This is a genomic window from Chryseobacterium tructae (assembly GCF_030409875.1).
Taxonomy (GTDB): Bacteria; Bacteroidota; Bacteroidia; order Flavobacteriales; family Weeksellaceae; genus Chryseobacterium; species Chryseobacterium tructae.
In genome coordinates this window covers 2,772,561-2,791,313 of sequence record NZ_JAUFQR010000001.1, presented here as the reverse complement: position 1 = coordinate 2,791,313, position 18,753 = coordinate 2,772,561, and the positions used below count along the sequence as shown (strand labels likewise).

The window sequence follows — 18,753 nt, the reverse complement described above, 5'->3', positions numbered from 1 at the left end:
TATTTAATAAACAGTAATTTAGAAAAAGTAAGTTAGATCTTTACAACAAAAAGAGTGTTTAACAGAAAAGATCCAGCCCAGCTGTTGAGCATATTTTCAGATCGTACAATAGATACTGTCATTCTTGTTTTACCGCCTACAGTTTCCAGCTTTATAAAAGAAGGATTATATACATCAGGATAACTTAGGTTATTTCCTGTTGTTAGCTGTGGATAAATTTTTCCAGGATCAGCAAAAGCATTTCCCTGATATTCGTACACAACAGTCATTCTGGCTGGGGTAAGGTTAGTAGCTGTTGTTGTGTAAGGACTACTGCTCCCTGTAAAACCACTTCCTGTCGTGGTAAAAGTAGCACTTGCTGCTGTAGACGTTTAGAAATGACCCACCAACCATCAGAATCATAAGCTGTACTGGAATGATTGGTAAAGTCATTAACGAATTGGTTATGTGGCGGAATAATTAACTGAAAGGAAGACACAGAAATAGAGGAGTACCCCAGAGTACCATCTGCTTTGGCAACAATAGATCTAGGGAAAGTAACAGCATCACTACCGTTTATTAATCCTCTGATACGGACATTGCCATTCACATCTAATTTCTCTGTAGGAGCATCAGTTGTTGCAATCCCTACATTTCCAGTAGATTTAATAATCACTCTGTCTTGTAGACCATTGGTATCACCACGGGTTTGGAGGCTTATACCACTGAAATTATTGGTAACATCTCTGTCAATTCCTTTAATAGATGCTCCAGACAATCCGGTTGAAGCAGACGATGAAACAAAATCAATGGAGCCTGCACTGCTATTGGTTGGATTATTATTATAAATGACAACATTTCTGGCATTATTTTGCCCACAAGGAACTCCACAGTTATTGATTCCAGCAGCTATTACGTCTGTTAGATCACCGCCAGTAGGATTTATGGTATTAAGAATAGAACTAGGAGAAGAAGCATTAACACCCACTCGATTATTGACAGCATCTACATTCAATGTAGAGCCATCCACTGTAAAATGACTGGTTCCCGTGGTTGCCGCAGAGGTAAACGCTAATGTCTTATCTGCCATAGTAACGATTCTGTTAGTCGTAATAGTACCGTTGGATGTATAAATATTATTAGGATTACCATTATTTACTTTCTGCCATAATGCTCCATCAAAGAAATAATAAGCGATAGCATCAATATTAACTCTAGTTCCATTTTTATTTCCGGTACTGATATCAGTAATATAGATAAGAGCTCCTTTTTGATCAACTCCATAAGTACCGGTATTGGCGGTAAGCTCTCCAAGGGTTAATCGTGGTGCTTGTAATCCGATAAGCTGTGTATTATCTGTTATATTACCAGTATTATCCCTTTTAGCACTTACATCCATTGTTGTTTTAGGGTTGCTGGTGTTGATCCCTGCTTGGGCATTTACATTTGAGACAGCTATCATTATAATACCTGCTGATAAAATAATTTTTTTCATAGATTGAGATTGTTTATGTTTTTATAGTTATAAAATGATGGTGTAAAATTCATCATTTATTTTATAAACAAGAAAAAAACAGATCCTACAAAAATCCGTCAATACATGTAATTAGTTGATAATCAGTGTTGTTAATTTAAAAGTAAAGGGAATGATATAAAATGAGATCGTATTCAATTCACAGAATTGGGAATAAATAAATTAAACTTCCTATTTTAATAACAAATAAGATTACTTGCCAAATAGTATGGCATAATAAAAGGAGAGGGGATTGAATTTCTTTGTCTTTACAATAGAAATCTCAGTAAAACAAAAAGTCCTGAGCAAAGCCCAGGACTATATTGATAACAAAAATTGTATTCTACATTATTTTACTTGATCTACAACAGCTTTGAAAGCTTCAGGGTGATTCATTGCTAAATCTGCTAAAACTTTTCTGTTAAGCTCAATGTTGTTCTTTTTAAGAGCTCCCATAAATTGAGAGTAAGACATTCCGTGCTCTCTAGCTCCCGCGTTGATACGAGTGATCCAAAGTGCTCTGAAGTTTCTTTTCTTCTCTTTTCTACCACGGTAAGCATATTGCATTGCTTTTTCTACCGCGTTTTTAGCTACAGTCCAAACGTTCTTTCTTCTACCGAAAAAACCTTTAGCTTGCTTAAAAATTTTCTTTCTGCGAGCTCTTGAAGCTACTGCATTTACTGATCTTGGCATAATTTAAATTGTTTTTTTGAAAAGGGCGGCAACTGATGTTACTCTTATTTGCACCGTTTCAGGGTTAAAATTTTGAATTTGTTTTTGAATTCTTATAAACCGAATATAGATTTATAAAAACTACTTAATTGCTAATTGACGTTGAACGCTTTTCTCATCCACTTTAGCTACGTAAGAAGTGCTAGTAAGATTTCTCTTCTGCTTAGTTTCTTTCTTAGTTAAGATGTGGCTTTTGTAAGCGTTTTTTCTTTTGATCTTACCTGTTCCAGTAAGAGCAAAACGTTTCTTAGCACCTGATTTCGTTTTTAATTTTGGCATTGTTTTGCTTTTTTATTGTTTTTGTTATCAATATCTGTTTTGGCTACTCCTAAAGACGTTAGGAATAATAGTGTGCAAAAGTACGAAAAAAAAGTGACACCCAAAAGGATTTTTTAAGTTTCAGAGGAAGTCTGTAATTATCGATGCCAGGAATGTCTAAATAATTTATATACAATAAAAGAGCTATGTCTCTATGTTGTTAAAAAAATAAACAACATAGAGACATAGGATAAATTTGTGTGATATAAATCTTTAAGATTTGATAAACTCCAAAAGATCTCTGTTGATCGTTTCAGCTTCTGTAGTAGGCATTCCATGAGGAAAACCTGGATAAGAAATTAATTTTCCATTTTTAAGTAGAGTAGCAGCCACTTTTCCCGTGGTTTCAAAAGGGACGATCTGATCATCTTCACCATGCATCACCAATACAGGTATTTCCACACTTTTAAGGTCTTCTGTAAAATCAGTTTCAGAAAAAGCTTTTACACAATCGTAATGTGCTTTAATAGAACCGCTCATTCCTTGTCTCCACCAGTTTCTCTGGATTCCTTCAGATACTTTTGCTCCTTCTCTGTTGTACCCGTAAAAAGGGAAGGTAATATCAATAAAGAACTGTTGTCTGTGGTTGGCGGTATTGTTTCGGATATCATCAAAAACAGCAATAGGAACTCCGTTAGGGTTGTTTTCATTCTGAACCATAATGGGCGTTACCGCACTTACCAAAACCGCTTTGGAAACTCTTCCTTTTCCATGTTTGGCAACATATCGGATCACTTCGCCACCACCTGTGGAATGTCCGATGTGGATAACGTTTTTCAGATCCAATGCTTCTACAATTTCTGCTACATCTGAAGCATAAGTGTCCATATCATGGCCATAAGGGGTTTGTTCAGATCTTCCATGTCCTCTTCTGTCATGGGCAATAACCCTGTAACCTTGCTCCAGGAAGAAGAACATCTGTGCATCCCAATCATCACTGGATAATGGCCAGCCATGATGAAAAAATAAGGTTTCGCCTTTCCCCCAGTCTTTGTAATAGATTTCTGTTCCGTCTTTTAGTTTTAGTGTGCTCATTGTTTTTATTTTTAGATTAGTTTATTCAACTTTTTATATTCACAAATGTAGATAGGAAATCTTCAGAATACATTGATCTAAGATAATAATTGATCGGAATAAAAAAAGCAGACAAATCTATCATTAACGTTAATTTAACACGCTAGCCATCAAGAAGCAAAGTAAAAAAAAAGGGAAACAGGAATCCCCTTACTTGTTGTAAAATATGGCTGATAATCGGGATTGTATTATGTTTTACACCTCTTTAATATTGATGAATATTTCGGAGTATGAAAACAATAGTATATAGTGTCTTTTTTATGTTAACCTCGGTTATGGCTTGTACACAGGAAAAAACAGACAAGTCTTCACCCAATCCTTCAAAAATGATAAACATAAATAGTGTCCCATTTTTAACCGGACAGAAACTTTTTATTTACGCAGATAAAATAAGTCTGAAACCTGTTATCAATCAAAAATTCAAAAGCGCATCAATGTTTACTCCAACAGGTTTTGCCATTGTTATAAATGAAAAAAACGAATATGGAGTCATAGACGGGAACGGAAAGATCGTAATAGGCTTTTCAGCTGAGGAAATCAATTTAAATGTTGTCAACGGGCTTACATTTTATAAAAAAGATATTGAATATGAGAAGAAAATGCCGGTCTGGAAATGGGATTGGAATATTATGGGAAGTGGCATTAAAAAAGAACAGACCTATCACAAAATAGAAATTGGAGTAGTAGAAAGTCTACAAGTGCTGCTCAACGAAGATGTTCCCTACTTAGAAGATAATTATTATCTCAACTTCATTTCTGTGGACGAGACCCATGTATTTTGGAACGAAACTCTTTATGAAGTTAAAAAGAACCGCTTACATAAAATTGAAAACAAAATTGCAGAGCTGTTAGAAAATAAACGATGGCTCAAAGGCTCGAATCCAGAATTTTCAATGTATGAATTGAATCAAAAAAAAGCAATTCACAATGGCTTAAAAGGTACAGCAACTCTTTCAATAAAGTTTGGTAAGGAAATCATTACTCTAAAAGACATCAATAAAGAAAGGTATGAGCCGGAAATTCCTAAACTTTTAGAAGACAGCAAAACCAACAATATTTATCCTTTTCCACAATATGAAAAGATATTTCCAAAAGAAATTACAAAAGCTACAGCTTCACAGATTGATTTCATAAAGAAAACATCTTTGGTATATTCTATCACCAATTCACCTTATTTCTTACTGGGTGTATTTAATTATGATCATGACATTTGGGCGTACGATTGGCTTTATATTGATACTAAAGGTAATGTTGTAGATTCCATTGGTTTTTATGATTTTAAGGTTTTGGATCAGGTTGGTTATCTGGTCTGGCCCGATAGAAAAATGATAATCCCCGATCAATACATTGACCAAAACTGGAAATTCGGAAAAATAAATTCTTATACCGGAATGAATGATCAATACCTTATCAGGATTGAAAACGAAAAACAATTGAGAACCATGGGCTTGTGGAACAGTCATGAAAAACGCTGGGAGATAAAGCCTGAATATTATGATATTTCAGTATTGGATACAGGAAAACAAATCTATGCACTTCAAAAAGAGCAAGACGGATTGTATACACTTTTGGACAATAAGACTAAGAAGAGTATCGGATCAAAAGCTTATAAATCTATTAATTCTGAAGGGCTGGTGAGTGTCAAAAATAATTCAGGAGAAACTGTGTATTACTATATTGATTTGTATTCCGGAAAAGAATATAAAGAATAATAAATACTGATAGAAGCTGGAAGTTTCTTTTGGGGTATAATTTATTGATTAAAAATGTATTATTAAATTACTTAAAAAGATAAATGGTTATTTTATGACCTCCATAACTTCCCACTTCAGGCACCCAGCTTCCAGCCCTTTTAACTTCTAACTTTAAATATTTAAAATATGCTTTCATCTGCAGATTTACATTTAGAAAGAGCATTGTTAATTGTTGCTTTAATGATATTCTTCGGAGTAGGATTTTTCTGTATGTTTCTTGTTTTTATTATTAATTCTATTCAAAAGAAAAATAAAAGTGGACATTATTACTTCTTTTTGTTTCTGATTTCAGGAACTATAGCTCTAAGTTTAGCAGCTTTTTATTTTTCTACGATGCTTATGAATTAGGTGAAAATCATCTATAAAAACCACCGTTATCAGGGATATCTGTATCCATTGTCTTTTGTTATCTTTAATTCGAAGATTTATATAAAAATAAGAGGGTGAAACATTTTATGATCTTAACTTCAGTTTTAGCACTGTCGGGATGCAAAAACAATGTTCAGGAATTGAATATTTCTACCATTTACACTGAGCCAAAAAGGGTGACTAAAGAGGTACCGGAAACGGGATCTATCCATACTTTTACAACCAGAAAGGAAGTTACGGAACGTCTTGATCCCGGAGTTTTCATGCTATCCAAAAACGCTGAAATATTGAAATTCCGTATACAAGGAAATATCAGCTCCGGTGGTCATACCATTCAGCAGGTGAAAAAAATTCGTTTTGAAAAAGGAGAACAAGATGGCAATACCACTACACTGAAATATTATGTAGAGATCAAGAGGATCCCGGGTAAGGAAAGCGCCAATATAAGAGGGTATAATTATACAAAAGAGGAGACGTACAAAATACCAAATGATGTAAAAATCATAAGAGTTGAAGTATATGAAGATCGGATCAATGGTGTATCAGACACCCATCCCCAGCTTATTGCTCAAAAAACTTTTAATTTCTTTGCAAAGATCTGAAATCCTGAAAATAAAGGACAGTCATGGATGTATTTGAATTAATAAATCCGAATTTGATAAGAAGTCGTGTTTTTTAAGTGAGGAGAACACGAATTACGGAACATAAATAAGAAAAGACTATGCTTGAACAATTTAAAGAACTGATCAAAAAAGCTGAAAAACTGGAAGAAAAGCCAGAGTTTTACGGATCCAATTCAGAAGAAAATATCAGCAAAGTAGAACATGCTTTACAGCTGAAGTTTGATGTCTTTTTGAAAGCTTATCTCCTGGAATTTGGTGGTGGCGGAATTCCTGATCTACTACACACAAATGGGATTTTGTCAGAAAATCCCTTGAGTGACCATATCTACACGCTTTATGGGGCTACTGTTTATGCACGACAGGAATTTCAATTACCGGATAATTTTTTGGTTATAAATTCCAATTTCCGTCTGATGTTCTGGTTTTAGATACCAATTGCGGAATCATTTACAATTATGAGATGTTCTCAAAAAAGAGAAGTTCAACACTGTTCCCCAATTTCGAGAATTATCTTTTAACGGAGTGGAACGCTCTTATTGAAGAATATTAAATCAAATTTAGGTACACATCCATTAATATTATGAAAAAAGAATTATCAAATCCACCATCAGATGAGCGTGAACGTGAACTGTGGATGCAGCATGGAGCAGGGTATGTTGTTTTTGAAAATATCCGGAAATATGCAATCGGTAAAATACCGTCAGAGATAGATGAAACCCTTCGTGAAGCTCATTTGAAGGCTATTGACAATACCATTTACGGAATGATGATGCAAATGGACGGAATTTTTAATCCTTTAGAAAATGAAAACTATCGTCTGGCCTTAGAATCTCATATTGTCCTGTATAAAGAAGATGAAATAATAAAAGAACTGAACACTATTGATGGCGATGGAATGTGCATAGGGTTTCATGGCTGGATGGAAAACGATTTTGGAAGCGATGAAGTTGTAATTCCAATACCTGAAAAATGAATTCTGATTAAAAAAATTGGCTACAGTAGTCAGTCACTAAAAAAAATAAGATGTAATGATTAATCTTACTTCAGAACAACAAAATTTCATTAATAATAATTTCCATGAAGGCATTCTGCAAGATGAGTTGGATGAGTCAAAATTCAAACAATTAAAAACCCCGGAAGAATTGCATTATCTTGCTACTCAACATAACTGGGATAATGGGATGAAAGTTTTACAATGGATTGCAGAAAGCCCTGCTTGCTCTGAAGCAACTGCTTTGGAGTTATTTTGGTTGGCACAGCCGCAGGATTTTCAACAATATACATTCGATAAAACACTCAAGAATGAATCCCAAAATGAGGTATTTACTCTTTTGAAAATACTTCTGAAAAATTATCCTAATCACTTTTATCAAAAAACAGCGATTAAGTTTGATCCTACATCATTTTGTGACAGTGAATTTATCATTCCAGACTGGATCTTTCAAAAAACAAAAGGTGAAGAAAGTTATATATATTACGAAGAAGATGATCTAGAAGTATGGTTTGACAGGGAGTGGAAAAACAATATCAGGTGGGCAAAATCTACAATTGAACTCTTCAATATCGCTTATTTCATGAAAGAACCGGAACATGCAGCATTGATATTACAGAATCGGCTATGTGACAAAGGAACTGCAGTACTGGTATTCTGGCGATTGTATACCGAGTGTTCTCTTTATAGCTGTACAAACACAATGTTACAGGCAATTATTAATAAGGTTGAAAACAATCATTATCCCGAAATACTGAGCTACAACCCTCAAACTGATGAAAAAGTAGATTATAAAAATAAAAAGACGGTATGGGAAATACCCAAAACCTTCAGGATGCCTGTTTAAAACAAATGAATATGAATACTTTAGAAGACTTAGAAAAAGAATATAATTTTACCTATCCCGAACTCTATAAGCAATTGTATGATGATAAAATGCTCGATTGGGGTACAGAAGGGAATGGATGGTATACGAATGTTTTTCCTACTCTCAAGGAAAACCCACCTTTGCTTTTATTTGGAAACGATATTGAGATCTGGGATCCCATTGCTTATCGTCACGGAATCAGAGAAATCATCAACCATGAAGTTTATGATATTCACCCTAAATACAGGATGGTTCCTTTTGCTAAAAATGGGGCGGGGGATTTGTATGTTTTTCAGTTCGATATGGAGTTCCGTGGTGAAGTTCCCATTACTTTTTTTGGTCATGATTCAGAAGCTGAAATTCTAGCTAAAAATCTTCAGGACTTTATTTTCAGACAACTTCTGGAGTCTTTGACAGAAATGGATGAATATTCTATGTTTGAAGGAGATTCTGAAGAAGAAATTAAGATTCATCTGCGAAACCAATTAAGCACACATCGGAAATATTTAACTCCAAAACAAGTTGAAATTTTAGAAGAGATTTATACACGGGATATTCTTGAATACACCTATAAAACGCCTAATGGTGGAGAATTTGAAGCTAAAGGTATACTGACTTTTGATGAACTTGAAAAAATTATTAATCAGGAAATTGCCTTTGAAAAATTAAACGAAAAATTCGATTACCTTGAATAAACACCTATAAAGACCATGGCAATGAAAAAGATTTTTGTCTTCCCATTTTTGTATGCTGTTTTAATTGCGGTATTCAGCTGCAAAGAACCTGAACGAAAAAAAACAAATTTTCCGAATTATCTGAAAAATACGGAGTGGATTGTGAATGAAGGCGGACTTATCACTCCGGATGGTGGGAAAAACTATGATCTGTCTCCAAGAGATACGGCATTGATCTTCAACTTTCATGGGATGAACTTTTCAGATGCAGAGCACTTTAACAGTTATGATTCCTGGGAATGTGGAAACGATTGTTTTACAGAAATATGCGGAAAGTATTATTTTACAGGAAAGAACCAAATACAAATGGAAATAGATAGTATTAGGAAGTCTGAGTTTTGTGATGCACCGACACAGGTTTTCAAACCATCAAAAAATATGACTTTTGACCTTACAAAAGAAGGAAAGCAATTAAAACTAATAAGAAAATAAAATGACAGATTTAATAAAAATTTTTCCGGAATATGAAGATGTATTCTATGATGATATTGAAAATCATAAAAAATATTTTCTTCCGATTTGTTCAATTAATTTAAAACTTCTGAATCCATTAGAAGATCAATGGCTGCATATTGTTTCTGTAAAGGAGATTTACGATGGCTGTGTTGGAGAAGATACACCGGAATACCATACAGAATATACAAAAGCGGATATGTTTGGTTTTGATGTGATTGATGGTAAATATAAATTTGATGCAGATTGGAACTATTTCTCAGCACATACCGAGATTTCTCCTGAAGATTATGGAAATAAATATTCAGATCTAGAGATTGAATACAACATGAATGCCGCTATGTATCAACTGAAAAAAGAATACTACCAAAAACATAATAAGCTTTATGATAAAGATTTCAACCGGCCTGGTTTAGAGGTTTACGACATTCGCCGCTTAGAGCGTTTACGTAAGCTTACGGTTGAAGATCTGGAGAAAGATGATTACTCGGAATACCTGGAGGAACGTTTGCAAAAGAAGATTTTCGGTATTTTTGAAGAACTTAATACCAATTCGCTCCCCTTAGAAGAATGCAATTTCGGAGGTGAAAACCTCATTGAAAAACCCTTTAAACCTGACGGGACCCTGATGGATTATATTGCATGTTTGGAAGGCTATGATTTTCAACAAAATTCAGCAGACCAAGTATTTTTATTTTATGACAAAGAACTTAAAAAAGCGGTCATTTGTTTAGAATACACGTAATCTATACGATTAAAAATAAAAATAGATACTGTATACAGAAATATCTTTTAATTCATAGGAGAATAGTGTATCAAAATAGAAAGTTTTCAATACTGGGATTAATAGTTAAGTAACCTATCCTTGTCAAGGATATTACAATAATAAAGATCTGACATTTAAAATGAAAAAATCAGAAATGGGAATTTTTGCTGATAGGGCTTAGAAATTAAATAGAAAGTATTTTACCTATATTTACGTTCTTTAGGATACTAAAACTTAATAAAGAGAAGGGTTTGAGGCACAGGTTATTATTTATATTTACGTTATTTATTTGTCCGTTTTTTGTACAGGCACAAGATGTTTTAAGCAAATTAGAGAAAGAATACAGCCATGCTTCAGACAAAACAACAGAGCAGCTGAATCTGGCTCCTAAATATGCTACGGCTTTATTTTTCCATAATTCTAAACCGAAATCCTATCAGATTTTAGCTTATAATATTTCCACTGCAACAAAACAGGCTGATGGAAAATACGCCACTATTCTGTATGCAGTTCAGGCCATGAATTACAGACTTGACAATAAACAAGCTGAATCCTCAAAAAGTCTGGATATGGCCAGAATCTATAGCTTAAAAACGAATAGCAATGAAGCGAAAGGATATATGGAATATGCAAAAGGCTGGATTCTTACCCGTAATAATAAAATTACTGATGCCGTTGCTGCTTATCTGAAAGCGATTAATTATTACGAAAATTCGCCCACAACTTCTACACTCTACGGAAGATATGGAAATACAGCTAAAGAACTATCTGCGATTTATGCTGACCTGAACGAATATCAGCTGGAAGAAAAATACAGCAAGCAATTTTTGCTGTTATCATCTAAACAAAATGATCCCAACCTGATCTTCGATGCCTATATGAGAATGGGGTATATGTATGAACAAAAATATGTTCAGAATCCATCTGATATACAGTTTAGAAATAAAGCAGAACAATATTATGTGCAGGCGATCACAACTTTCAATAAAAATAAAGGGTCTATGCTTAATAAGAGCAACCTTTCTTATGCGGCCATTAATCTGGCCAATTTGTATACTGAGTTTGATCCGGATAAAGCCATGCAATATGCTCAATTAGCCAACAAGGTGAGCCTGGAGACTGGTGATGCTATTCATATCGCATCTTCGTTTGGGATTTTGGCAGAGCTGGCCATTCAGGAAAAAAATTACGATTTAGCGAAGTCTTATTTCCTGAAAGCCTCTATGGAAATCGGGAAAAGTCCTGTTAGAAATCATAATATAGAACTCTCTATTCTTGAGTCTTTATCCAGAGTGAGTGAAGAGCAGGGTAACTATAAAGAAGCATTAACGTATTATAAAAGCTATGTAGATAAATACAAAAGTGTTTATGATCAGGAAAAGCTGGATATTACCAAAAGATTAGAATCTCAGTTTGAGAAAGAAAGACAGGAACAAAAGTATATAAAATTGCAGCTGGAAAGTGATAAAAAAGCACAACAGATTAAGCTGATCAACATTCTTCGTGCACAGCGCGAACAGGTATACAATAACTTAAAGCTGGTAGAAGAAAACCAACGGGAACGATTGAAGTTTTCAGAACTTGAATCCGAGAAAAAAGAACAACAGCTTCGTTTAGCAAAACTGGAAACCCAACAGAAAAATAACGATATCAACAGCTATAAAAAGCTACTGGCATTCAAAGAAAAGATCAACACCTATTATATTGTCTTTATTTTCATTTTTATCATATTGATCTTCCTGTTGCTATATGCTAATAAACAACGTGTAAAATCAATTAAGCAAAGAGATGAACTGCATGCTCTGGCCATGGAAAAGGAGAAACAAAACTCTAAAATATCTACGCTTACTGCATTGCTGGAAGGTCAGGAAAAAGAACGTGGCCGTCTGGCTCGGGATCTTCACGACGGATTAGGAGGCTTGCTTTCAGGAACGAAACTTCAGTTGTCTATTTTGAATCCTAATCAATCTGAAAACATAGAAGAAGGGATTTCAAAATCAATTAATCAAATTGATGGTGCTGTAGAAGAATTGAGACGCGTAGCCCATAATTTAATGCCCGATTTATTAATGAAATACGGTTTAGTGGCAGCCATTCAGGAGTTTGCTTCCAGAATGTCCAACAGTGCTTTAAACATTCATACCGAATTTATCAATTATAGTAACTCCATATCAGAAGAGAAACAGTTGCTTATTTATAGAGTCATTCAGGAATTGGTTAACAATGCTATCAAGCATGCCAAAGCCTCTGAAATCATTATTCAGATCAGCGAAGAAGAAAATATATTAAACCTTACAGTAGAAGATGATGGGAAAGGTTTTGATCTCGCAAGCTTAGACTTTAGAAAAACAGCAGGTTTTCATAATATAGAATCAAGAATCCAATTTTTAAAAGGAACAATGAATATCAACTCCCAATTGAATATTGGTACGAGTATAGAACTTCAGATTCCTACCCATTAAATATGATAAAAGTAGCCATAACAGACGATCATCCGCTTCTATTGGAAGGGTTGAAAAATATTTTAGGAAATAACGATAATATAGACGTTGTAGATTGCTTTAAAAACGTTGCAGAAATGAATGCAGGTTTGAAAAAGCAGGCTGTCGATATTTTGTTATTAGATATCAATCTGGCAGACATTAATAGCATCGAATTGATAAAGCCTTTAAAAAGAAATATGAGAACCTTCAGATTATTATGCTGAGTGTTCATAACGAACTGCCTGTCATCAACAGTACTTTGGCGGAAGGTGCTTTGGGTTACATTCAAAAAAATGCTTCAGTTTCAGAGATCCTGGAAGGTATTCATGCTGTATATTCTGGAAACAAATTTTTATGTTCACAGACTAAAACCGTTTTGGAAAAAAAATCATCAGATGGGCTAAGCCAAGTTCCTAAATTAACCCGTAGAGAAAAGGAAATTCTTGCCGAAGCGGCGAAGGGATTGACTACCAATCAGATGGCGGAAAAGCTTTTTATCAGCCCTCACACCGTAGAAAGCCACCGGAAAAACCTTATCGAAAAATTTCAGACTTCTAACCTTAGCTCAGCCATTAAGCTGGCTATAGAATACGGCTTGATAATAGAATAAAATAAGCAATTGATTGAGTAGGGACAACATTTTTTAGCTCCCACAGATCATGCAGATAAGGTAAGTTTTATCGAAGTTGAATTTAAAGTACTGATTGATAAATAGCTTTAGCGATCCCCTTACCTTTTCTTATCCTCTTAAAGAGACCTTAATGGGTTAAAATATTCAGAGTATTAATACAACAAAAAGGCCTGCTTACATCGTAAAAGCAGACCTTTTCTATATATAATCAAATAATTAGGTGTGTAATCTTTAGTCTTTGAATCTCAACGCAGCCTGGAACAGGTTTTTCTTTCCAATTAAATCATATTCAGCGTTATATTCTGGCTGATACATCAATAGATAAACGCTCCCGTCAAAGTCTTTTAAATTAACAGGCTGATCTACCATCACATCATAAAACCTTGTAATGGTACGCGTAGCTGTCCACTGTTTTAAGCTGCCTTTAGGATTTTTATCAAACCTGTGATCTTTTACATCTGTAAAATACCAGTATGATGGTGCAGAATCCATTAATAATAGTTCTTTATCCTTGTTATAAAGTTCCTCTGCCATTCCTGTGCTCTGAAACCATGGAACCTCGGTATTGAAAAGCCCTAAAGCTCCTGCATAGATATCTTTATTTGTTGTTGCTCCTACTAAAAAACCTTCAAGATTGGTAGTCGTAAATTCAAATACAAAAGGTGATTTTTTAAGATCATAAACATCATTTACAGGTTCAATTACTTTTCCGTCCTGTTTAATCACTACTTTTAATGCTTGTGCAAAAGACATAAAACTTAGTAAACAAAAAAGAAATGTTAAGCTTATTTTTCTCATGGTATATCTTTAAATAACTGCTGCAAAGATATCGGTCTTTACCAGTATTCACACTGGCTGGTTTCAGGGGTTTTTATCTCATCCCAAGCCAACTTTATAATAGATTAGCCTTTAATTGGATTTTTATGAAAGCTGTCTTTTGCTTTTTACCTTTCGATGGAGCTGAATTTACAGGGTACACTTCAGCATAGAACGTTTCGTTATTCGCCCAGAAAGCTTTTGTTTCATCAGCAATCTTGAAATGAGTAAAGTTGATATACAAAAGGTTTTCCTGATTATGGCTTTGCTCTTTATATTGATTGATTTCAAAATTACTTCCTACCTCACTATTTGAAGAGATAGAAGAGATCCAATTCTTATTGGGAATAATCTGTGGGTATCCTCCTGTAAACAAAGCAAAATCTGCTGTTGACTTTACAGTATAAAAAGAGTAGTATACATCTGTAGTCTCTACTGAGTTTTCCCTGAAAACCTCCAGATGTAAATAAGGCGACTGTCCAATATATTCATTGGATAAAGTTCCGTCTTCTGTAGATACATTTTCATGTTGTGTAATCACGGTCTCTTTGGCATTTTCTGTAGAGATCCAGTTGGCTCCTTTTAATTTAACCTGAGGATTTTTTACCAAAACCTCATTAATTCTATTTTTAGAAGCTGTCACAAATTCCTGTTCAGAAACTTCAGTTATTGTTCCATATTTACTGAATGATTTATTTTTTGAATCATGAGCTCCCTTGAAGGTACTGCTTCTGATCTCATCAAGATCTACACCTTTTAAAGTCATGTCAAATGCTGCAGTGAATTCTGATTTCAATACAAAAGCTTCAATGCTGTTCGAAATAGTATTATTGATGCTGTAATGAATAGAGTAGAAGCCATCAAACTCTTCAAATCCGTAATAATTATCAAATTTATTATAAGCTATTTTCAGATGGGCGGCATCCTTATTGGGGGACACAAAAAATTGTACAGAATCCAGTTGGGTAGATAATTCAAAAGGTACATCCTGTACATTCTCTACTCCTTTGATCTTTTTGAAATCAGCAAATGTTATAGTCTTCTGCGTAGCTTCAGTTTTTACCTTGTTTGTTTCCGAGGTTTGACTTTTAGAATTACATCCTGCAAAAACAATCATAGAAGATATAAAAAATTGATTTAAAACTTTCATTTTATATTTTTTGGCAAATGTATCAGTATTCAAAACGGTGGCCAACAAAACCCCTGAATATGGGCAATAAATAGCTGAAAACAGGGATATTTTAAAAGCTATATTTTCGACAATTTTGCCCATGATAAAACTAAGTATTGATAGTAGATGAAAAAACTAATAACCAGCTTTTCAGTCGCGATTGTTTTACTCTCTTCCTGTTCACCAGCAACAGATAAAACAGATTCTACGGCTGTAGTAAAAGATAGAGTTTCTAAACCTGTACCGGAAAGTAAAACTATTTCAAAAATAGAGATACCAGGCGATTTCTCAGCATTGGTTCCTATTGATATTTTAGATACCAAAAGTACAGATGTATATGAAAAGTATGGAATAGAGTTTTCCGGAAACTGTTACTCATGTGATTTAGCAGGCTTATCCGTAACAAAAGATAAAATGGTATGGAAGAATATCTGTGATGAAAAGGATGCCTTTGAAATTAATGATTTCTCTGTATCCGGCGAAGAAAACAAAACGATTTTGAAAACATCAGAAAGGACTTATATCTTAACTCAAATCGATAAAGCACCGGTCTATGAGTTGACGATAGAAGGTCAGAAACTGGAATTAAATAATAAAAGAGTCACCAAATATTTTACAACAAAAAAAGCATTACCTCTTTTTAAGGAACATGAGTGTGGCGAATTTGAAGGGTAGAAACTAATAATAAAAAATAACCTGTAGACAGAGGGAGTGATGAAAGAAAATTATTCGAATACAAATGAAATCTGAACAACCCCTCTTTCTATTTCTGATGAAGACCATGAAAACGTGTACAAAAAAAACCTCAAAGTAATTTGAGGTTTTTTTATATAAAATAATGGTTGAATTATTTTGCTGGTTTTTTAGGACTCATCATCATAATCATTCTCTTTCCTTCAAGCTTAGGAAGCTGATCTACTTTACCAACATGCTCTAGTTCCTGAGCTAGTTTTAAAAGCAAGATTTCTCCTTGGTCTTTAAAGATAATCGAACGTCCTTTAAAAAATACGTAGGTTTTCAATTTTGAACCTTCTTCAAGGAATTTCTCAGCATGCTTCTTTTTGAATTCATAATCATGATCATCAGTCTGAGGCCCGAAACGGATCTCTTTTACAACCACTTTTACCTGCTTAGCTTTAAGTTCCTTCTGTTTTTTCTTTTGCTCATATAAGAATTTTTTATATTCCAATACTCTTGCAATAAAAGGTTCTGCCTTGTCAGAAATTACTACTAGATCCAATTCTTGTTCCGCGGCAATCTGTCTTGCTTTGTCAATTGGATAAATTCCCGGCTCTACGTTATCGCCCACCAAACGAAGCTCTCTCACACGAATTTTATCGTTGATCAAGTGTAAGTCCTCCTGTACAGGACGTCTTTGTGGGCCCCTGTTGTTAAATCTTTGTGCTATTGTATTATAATTTTATTGGTTAACTACTTATTTATTTGATTAAAGTATTGAGAGATCAATAATAAAGCGCTCAATACTTTAATTTTATTTTTTATTAAATGGCTGCTTCTTTTTTGAAGTAAGCTGTAAAATCTTCTAAATTCATCACTCCAAGATCTCCTTCACCACGTCTTCTTACAGAAATTGTGCCTTCTTTCTCTTCATTTTCTCCTACGACAAGCATGAAAGGGATCTTCTTTAATTCAGCATCACGGATCTTTTTACCCGTTTTTTCGTTTCTGTCATCAATCTGACCGCTAATATCGTGATTTTCCAAAAATTGTGAAACTTTTTTTGCATAATCTACGTACTTTTCACTAATTGGAAGAATGATAAACTGATCAGGGCTTAACCATAATGGGAAATCTCCTGCAGTATTCTCCAATAAGATAGCGATAAAACGTTCCATAGAACCGAAAGGTGCTCTGTGGATCATTACCGGTCTGTGCTTCTCATTATCATTTCCGATATAGTGAAGATCAAATCTTTCTGGTAAGTTATAATCTACCTGAATCGTTCCAAGCTGCCATTTTCTTCCTAATGCATCTTTCACCATAAAGTCAAGCTTAGGTCCGTAGAACGCTGCTTCACCATATTCAATTACAGTTTTAAGACCTTTCTTTTCTGCCGCATTGATGATTGCATTTTCAGCTTTTTCCCAGTTTTCATCAGATCCGATATACTTTTCTTTATTGTTAGGGTCTCTTAAAGATACCTGAGTAACAAAATCTTCAAATCCTAAAGACTTGAAAACATAAAGTGTTAAGTCAATTACTTTTTCAAACTCTTCAGAAAGCTGATCCGGAGTACAGAATAAGTGAGCATCATCCTGAGTAAATCCACGAACTCTGGTTAATCCATGAAGTTCTCCACTTTGCTCATATCTGTATACAGTACCGAATTCCGCATATCTTTTCGGAAGATCTCTATAGCTCCATTGTGAAGTCTTATAGATTTCACAGTGATGCGGGCAGTTCATTGGTTTTAATAAGAATTCTTCTCCTTCATTAGGTGTTTTGATAGGTTGGAAGCTATCCGCTCCATACTTATCCCAGTGACCTGAAGTTACATACAATTCTTTAGCACCGATATGAGGTGACATAACGAATTCATACCCCCCTTTTTTCTGAGCATCAGAAAGGAAATTCTCTAGTTTTCTTCTTAAAGCAGTACCTTTTGGTAACCAAAGTGGTAAACCAGCACCTACTTTTTCAGAGAACGCGAAAATTCCAAGTTCTTTACCTAGTTTTCTGTGATCTCTTCTTTTAGCTTCTTCTAATCTTTCAAGGTATTCAGTAAGGTCTTTCTGTTTAGGGAAAGAAATACCATATACTCTTGTTAATTGAGGGTTATTTTCATTACCTCTCCAGTAAGCTCCTGCTGCATTTAAAATCTTCACAGCTTTTACAATTCCTGTATTAGGAATATGTCCTCCACGACATAAGTCGGTGAAGTTATCATGAGTTACAAAAGTGATTTCTCCATCATTAAGATTAGAGATCAATTCCACTTTGTAAGGGTTATCTGCATATGCTTTTAAAGCCTCTTCTTTAGAAACCGGGTATAAAGAGAAAGTAGAACCTTTCTTTGCATTTTCAAGAACTTTCTTCTCAATCTTTTCAAAATCTTTTTCAGATAAACTTTCATCCCCGAAATCCACATCATAGTAGAATCCGTTTTCAATGGCCGGCCCGATAGTCAGCTTAGCATTAGGATAAAATTCAAGGATAGCCTGCGCCAAAAGATGGGCAGAAGAATGCCAGAAAGCTTTCTTTCCAAGATCATCGTTCCAGGTCAAAAGTTGTATCGTAGAATCCGTGGTTATAGGCGTGGTTGTCTCTACTTGTTTGTCATTAACAATTGCGGAAATGGTGTTTCTAGCCAATCCCTCGCTTATAGATTTTGCCACATCAAGGGGAGTAACTGCTCCCTCGAATTCTTTGACACTATTGTCTGGAAGTGTAATTTTTATCATTGTTTACTAAGAAATTTTAAGATGCAAAAATACGCATTTTTTACATAAAATACTAT

Annotated in this window: 20 protein-coding genes and 1 pseudogene; 12 read left to right on the top strand and 9 right to left on the bottom strand. The window is 34.5% G+C overall.

Going from position 1 to position 18,753, the window contains the following annotated elements; translation table 11 throughout:
* Positions 1–32: 32 nt before the first annotated feature.
* From QWZ06_RS13840 to QWZ06_RS13820, 5 genes are all read right to left on the bottom strand, one after another.
* The gene (locus QWZ06_RS13840; RefSeq protein ID WP_290298807.1) at positions 33–269 is read right to left on the bottom strand and encodes a hypothetical protein; all 237 of its coding nucleotides are present in this window, start codon (positions 267–269) and stop codon (positions 33–35) included.
* Positions 266–1,474, bottom strand: a complete 1,209-nt coding sequence (locus QWZ06_RS13835) for an autotransporter outer membrane beta-barrel domain-containing protein (protein ID WP_290298805.1) — start codon at positions 1,472–1,474, stop codon at positions 266–268. The genes QWZ06_RS13840 and QWZ06_RS13835 overlap by 4 nt, the downstream gene beginning before the upstream one ends.
* 366 nt (positions 1,475–1,840) lie before the next feature.
* Positions 1,841–2,185 carry a 50S ribosomal protein L20 gene (rplT, locus tag QWZ06_RS13830; RefSeq protein ID WP_100375628.1) on the bottom strand — a complete coding sequence of 115 codons (345 nt, stop codon included), beginning with the start codon at positions 2,183–2,185 and terminating at the stop codon, positions 1,841–1,843.
* A gap of 120 nt (positions 2,186–2,305) precedes the next feature.
* Positions 2,306–2,503: a 50S ribosomal protein L35 gene (gene rpmI / locus QWZ06_RS13825; RefSeq protein ID WP_034694453.1), complete on the bottom strand. Its 198-nt coding sequence runs from the start codon at positions 2,501–2,503 to the stop codon at positions 2,306–2,308.
* Positions 2,504–2,755: 252 nt separating this feature from the next.
* Complete coding sequence (locus QWZ06_RS13820; RefSeq protein ID WP_290298799.1) at positions 2,756–3,577, bottom strand: alpha/beta fold hydrolase; 822 nt, start codon at positions 3,575–3,577, stop codon at positions 2,756–2,758.
* A gap of 269 nt (positions 3,578–3,846) precedes the next feature.
* On the opposite strand from QWZ06_RS13820, the gene QWZ06_RS13815 reads away from it, so the two are divergent.
* From QWZ06_RS13815 to QWZ06_RS27885, 11 genes and pseudogenes are all read left to right on the top strand, one after another.
* The gene (locus tag QWZ06_RS13815; RefSeq protein ID WP_290298797.1) at positions 3,847–5,328 is read left to right on the top strand and encodes a hypothetical protein; all 1,482 of its coding nucleotides are present in this window, start codon (positions 3,847–3,849) and stop codon (positions 5,326–5,328) included.
* 168 nt (positions 5,329–5,496) lie between these two features.
* The gene (locus QWZ06_RS13810) at positions 5,497–5,718 is read left to right on the top strand and encodes a hypothetical protein (protein ID WP_290298795.1); all 222 of its coding nucleotides are present in this window, start codon (positions 5,497–5,499) and stop codon (positions 5,716–5,718) included.
* Positions 5,719–5,813: 95 nt separating this feature from the next.
* Positions 5,814–6,341, top strand: a complete 528-nt coding sequence (locus QWZ06_RS13805; protein ID WP_290298793.1) for a hypothetical protein — start codon at positions 5,814–5,816, stop codon at positions 6,339–6,341.
* A 119-nt stretch (positions 6,342–6,460) separates the two neighbouring features.
* Complete coding sequence (locus tag QWZ06_RS13800) at positions 6,461–6,790, top strand: SMI1/KNR4 family protein (RefSeq protein ID WP_290298792.1); 330 nt, start codon at positions 6,461–6,463, stop codon at positions 6,788–6,790.
* A gap of 152 nt (positions 6,791–6,942) precedes the next feature.
* Entirely contained in the window at positions 6,943–7,335 is a 393-nt protein-coding gene (locus tag QWZ06_RS13795) for a hypothetical protein (RefSeq protein WP_290298790.1), read from the top strand.
* 55 nt (positions 7,336–7,390) lie between these two features.
* Positions 7,391–8,200 (top strand): DUF4274 domain-containing protein, encoded by an 810-nt coding sequence (locus QWZ06_RS13790; protein WP_290298789.1) that lies wholly within the window; start codon positions 7,391–7,393, stop codon positions 8,198–8,200.
* Positions 8,164–8,916, top strand: a complete 753-nt coding sequence (locus tag QWZ06_RS13785; RefSeq protein WP_290298788.1) for an SMI1/KNR4 family protein — start codon at positions 8,164–8,166, stop codon at positions 8,914–8,916. Before QWZ06_RS13790 ends, QWZ06_RS13785 begins: the two co-directional genes overlap by 37 nt.
* Before the next feature lie 21 nt (positions 8,917–8,937).
* Positions 8,938–9,387: a hypothetical protein gene (locus QWZ06_RS13780; protein WP_290298786.1), complete on the top strand. Its 450-nt coding sequence runs from the start codon at positions 8,938–8,940 to the stop codon at positions 9,385–9,387.
* Between the two features lies 1 nt (position 9,388).
* Positions 9,389–10,153, top strand: a complete 765-nt coding sequence (locus QWZ06_RS13775) for a hypothetical protein (protein WP_290298784.1) — start codon at positions 9,389–9,391, stop codon at positions 10,151–10,153.
* A 272-nt stretch (positions 10,154–10,425) separates the two neighbouring features.
* Positions 10,426–12,636, top strand: coding sequence for an ATP-binding protein (locus QWZ06_RS13770; protein ID WP_290298783.1), 2,211 nt, complete (start codon positions 10,426–10,428; stop codon positions 12,634–12,636).
* A 2-nt stretch (positions 12,637–12,638) separates the two neighbouring features.
* Positions 12,639–13,267, top strand: a pseudogene (locus tag QWZ06_RS27885) (response regulator).
* A gap of 252 nt (positions 13,268–13,519) precedes the next feature.
* On the opposite strand, the gene QWZ06_RS13755 reads toward QWZ06_RS27885, so the two are convergent.
* Both QWZ06_RS13755 and QWZ06_RS13750 read right to left on the bottom strand, forming a co-directional pair.
* Complete coding sequence (locus QWZ06_RS13755; protein ID WP_290298779.1) at positions 13,520–14,041, bottom strand: hypothetical protein; 522 nt, start codon at positions 14,039–14,041, stop codon at positions 13,520–13,522.
* A 139-nt stretch (positions 14,042–14,180) separates the two neighbouring features.
* Complete coding sequence (locus QWZ06_RS13750; protein ID WP_290298777.1) at positions 14,181–15,254, bottom strand: resolvase; 1,074 nt, start codon at positions 15,252–15,254, stop codon at positions 14,181–14,183.
* 147 nt (positions 15,255–15,401) lie between these two features.
* Here QWZ06_RS13750 and QWZ06_RS13745 point away from each other — a divergent pair, with 147 nt between their 5' ends.
* A complete protein-coding gene (locus QWZ06_RS13745; RefSeq protein ID WP_290298775.1) occupies positions 15,402–15,950 on the top strand; it encodes a hypothetical protein in 549 nt (182 codons plus the stop codon).
* Positions 15,951–16,122: 172 nt separating this feature from the next.
* Here QWZ06_RS13745 and infC read toward each other — a convergent pair whose 3' ends face one another.
* Both infC and thrS read right to left on the bottom strand, forming a co-directional pair.
* Positions 16,123–16,623: a translation initiation factor IF-3 gene (gene infC, locus QWZ06_RS13740; protein WP_027372223.1), complete on the bottom strand. Its 501-nt coding sequence runs from the start codon at positions 16,621–16,623 to the stop codon at positions 16,123–16,125.
* 154 nt (positions 16,624–16,777) lie between these two features.
* Positions 16,778–18,697, bottom strand: coding sequence for a threonine--tRNA ligase (gene thrS, locus QWZ06_RS13735; protein ID WP_290298771.1), 1,920 nt, complete (start codon positions 18,695–18,697; stop codon positions 16,778–16,780).
* Positions 18,698–18,753 lie beyond the last annotated feature (56 nt).

What these genes read in the sequence shown, in the direction of transcription:
- QWZ06_RS13840 (WP_290298807.1), bottom strand. Translation starts at nt 269, where the DNA reads ATGACTGTTGTGTACGAATATCAGGGAAATGCTTTTGCTGATCCTGGA.
- QWZ06_RS13835 (WP_290298805.1), bottom strand. Translation starts at nt 1,474, where the DNA reads ATGAAAAAAATTATTTTATCAGCAGGTATTATAATGATAGCTGTCTCA.
- rplT (WP_100375628.1), bottom strand. Translation starts at nt 2,185, where the DNA reads ATGCCAAGATCAGTAAATGCAGTAGCTTCAAGAGCTCGCAGAAAGAAA.
- rpmI (WP_034694453.1), bottom strand. Translation starts at nt 2,503, where the DNA reads ATGCCAAAATTAAAAACGAAATCAGGTGCTAAGAAACGTTTTGCTCTT.
- QWZ06_RS13820 (WP_290298799.1), bottom strand. Translation starts at nt 3,577, where the DNA reads ATGAGCACACTAAAACTAAAAGACGGAACAGAAATCTATTACAAAGAC.
- QWZ06_RS13815 (WP_290298797.1), top strand. Translation starts at nt 3,847, where the DNA reads ATGAAAACAATAGTATATAGTGTCTTTTTTATGTTAACCTCGGTTATG.
- QWZ06_RS13810 (WP_290298795.1), top strand. Translation starts at nt 5,497, where the DNA reads ATGCTTTCATCTGCAGATTTACATTTAGAAAGAGCATTGTTAATTGTT.
- QWZ06_RS13800 (WP_290298792.1), top strand. Translation starts at nt 6,461, where the DNA reads ATGCTTGAACAATTTAAAGAACTGATCAAAAAAGCTGAAAAACTGGAA.
- QWZ06_RS13795 (WP_290298790.1), top strand. Translation starts at nt 6,943, where the DNA reads ATGAAAAAAGAATTATCAAATCCACCATCAGATGAGCGTGAACGTGAA.
- QWZ06_RS13790 (WP_290298789.1), top strand. Translation starts at nt 7,391, where the DNA reads ATGATTAATCTTACTTCAGAACAACAAAATTTCATTAATAATAATTTC.
- QWZ06_RS13785 (WP_290298788.1), top strand. Translation starts at nt 8,164, where the DNA reads ATGGGAAATACCCAAAACCTTCAGGATGCCTGTTTAAAACAAATGAAT.
- QWZ06_RS13780 (WP_290298786.1), top strand. Translation starts at nt 8,938, where the DNA reads ATGAAAAAGATTTTTGTCTTCCCATTTTTGTATGCTGTTTTAATTGCG.
- QWZ06_RS13775 (WP_290298784.1), top strand. Translation starts at nt 9,389, where the DNA reads ATGACAGATTTAATAAAAATTTTTCCGGAATATGAAGATGTATTCTAT.
- QWZ06_RS13755 (WP_290298779.1), bottom strand. Translation starts at nt 14,041, where the DNA reads ATGTCTTTTGCACAAGCATTAAAAGTAGTGATTAAACAGGACGGAAAA.
- QWZ06_RS13750 (WP_290298777.1), bottom strand. Translation starts at nt 15,254, where the DNA reads ATGAAAGTTTTAAATCAATTTTTTATATCTTCTATGATTGTTTTTGCA.
- QWZ06_RS13745 (WP_290298775.1), top strand. Translation starts at nt 15,402, where the DNA reads ATGAAAAAACTAATAACCAGCTTTTCAGTCGCGATTGTTTTACTCTCT.
- thrS (WP_290298771.1), bottom strand. Translation starts at nt 18,697, where the DNA reads ATGATAAAAATTACACTTCCAGACAATAGTGTCAAAGAATTCGAGGGA.